The sequence below is a fragment of the Microbacterium sp. CPCC 204701 genome (genome assembly GCF_004010105.1).
Taxonomy (GTDB): domain Bacteria; phylum Actinomycetota; class Actinomycetes; order Actinomycetales; family Microbacteriaceae; genus Microbacterium.
Genome location: NZ_RRYE01000546.1, coordinates 1 through 1,530 on the forward strand (window position 1 = coordinate 1; position 1,530 = coordinate 1,530).

Annotated in this window: 2 protein-coding genes; both read left to right on the plus strand. The window is 73.4% G+C overall.

Annotation, left to right across the window (positions count from 1 at the left end; all coding sequences use genetic code 11):
- The first annotated feature begins 149 nt into the window (after window positions 1–149).
- Window positions 150–1,031, plus strand: a complete 882-nt coding sequence (panC, locus tag EIO58_RS17715; protein WP_127820537.1) for a pantoate--beta-alanine ligase — start codon at window positions 150–152, stop codon at window positions 1,029–1,031.
- Window positions 1,031–1,530, plus strand: a 500-nt coding sequence (locus tag EIO58_RS17720) for a 3-methyl-2-oxobutanoate hydroxymethyltransferase (protein ID WP_164861860.1), incomplete at its 3' end; no start/stop codon positions are given. The genes panC and EIO58_RS17720, both read left to right, overlap by 1 nt.

Sequence of the window (1,530 nt, forward strand, 5' to 3'; positions counted from 1 at the left end):
GGCGACGACGCCACGGTGGCGCGGCAGCGGGCGTCGGTGGCCGAACGCGTGCCCGACAGGCTCGGACTGTTCGACGCGCTCGCCGAGGCGACGCGTCGGCTCGCGGCGTCGCGCACAGGATCCGACGCGCCGCGGTCGGAGGTGCCGTCATGATGGTCGTCCGCACGGTGGCAGACCTGCGCGCGGCGCTGCGCGATCGACGGGGCGGGAGCGTCGGCTTCGTGCCGACGATGGGTGCGCTCCACGAGGGGCATGTGTCGCTGCTGCGGGCCGCCCGTGCCGAGAACGGCACCCTCGTGCTCTCGATCTTCGTGAACCCGACGCAGTTCGACGAGCAGTCCGATCTCGCCGCGTACCCGCGCACCGAGGAGGCTGACCTCGGGATCGCCGACGATGCGGGCGTCGATGTCGTCTTCGCTCCCGGCGGCGACGAGGTCTACCCGGCGGGCTTCTCGACGATGGTGAGCGTGACCGGACCCGTCGCCGAGACGCTCGAGGGCGCTCAGCGCGGCCGGGCGCACTTCGACGGCGTCGCCACGGTCGTCACGAAGCTCCTGCTGTCGGTGCTGCCCGATGCGGCGTACTTCGGCGCCAAGGACGCCCAGCAGGTCGCCGTGATCCGTCGCCTCGTGGCCGACCTCTCGATCCCGGTCCGCGTGGTGGTGTGCCCGACCTCTCGCGACGACGACGGGCTCGCGCGGTCGAGCCGCAATGCCCGGCTCACTCCGGAGGAGCGCTCGAGGGCCCTGGCGATCCCACGTGCACTGTCGGCGGTGACGGATGCCGCGGCTGCCGGCGTCACCGACACCGAGGCGCTCCGCGCCGACGCGGCGGCGGTGCTGTCCGATGCCGGGGTCGAGCCCGAATACCTGGCGCTGGTCGACCCGGTGTCGTTCGAGCCCGTCGCCGCGCGGCGCGGTCCGGTGCTCGTCGCGATCGCCGCGCGCGTCGGCCGCACGCGGCTCATCGACAACGTCGTGCTGGAGCCGGTTCGAGAGCCGTTCGGCACGCCATACGAAGGAGGCGCGTGATGCGCGACAAGGTCACGCTGCGACGGCTCGCCGAGATGAAGGCGAGGCGCGAGCCGATCGTCATGGTCACGGCCTACGACTACCCCACGGCGCGCGTCGCCGAACGCGCGGAGGTCGACATGGTGCTCGTGGGCGACTCCGGCGCCCAGGTGGTGCTCGGGCACGACTCGACGGTCGCCGTCACGGTCGACGAGATGCTCGTGCTCGCGAGAGCCGTGCGGCGCGGCGTGGACTCCGCCTTCGTCGTGTGCGACCTGCCCTTCGGCTCGACTGAGGTGTCGGACGAGCAGGCGGTCGCGACGGCCATGCGATTCGCGAAGGAGGCCGGCGCCGACGCGATCAAGATCGAGGGCGGCGGGCCGGCGCGCCTGAGCCGCGTCCGTGCGATCGCGGATGCCGGCATCCCGGTCGTCGCGCACGTCGGGCTCACCCCGCAGACGGCGGGAGCGCTCGGCGGTCTGCGCGCGCAGGGTCGCACGGCGGACTCGGCCGCGAGGCT

Coding starts and splice junctions, on each gene's coding strand:
- panC (WP_127820537.1), top strand. CDS start 150: ATGATGGTCGTCCGCACGGTGGCAGACCTGCGCGCGGCGCTGCGCGAT.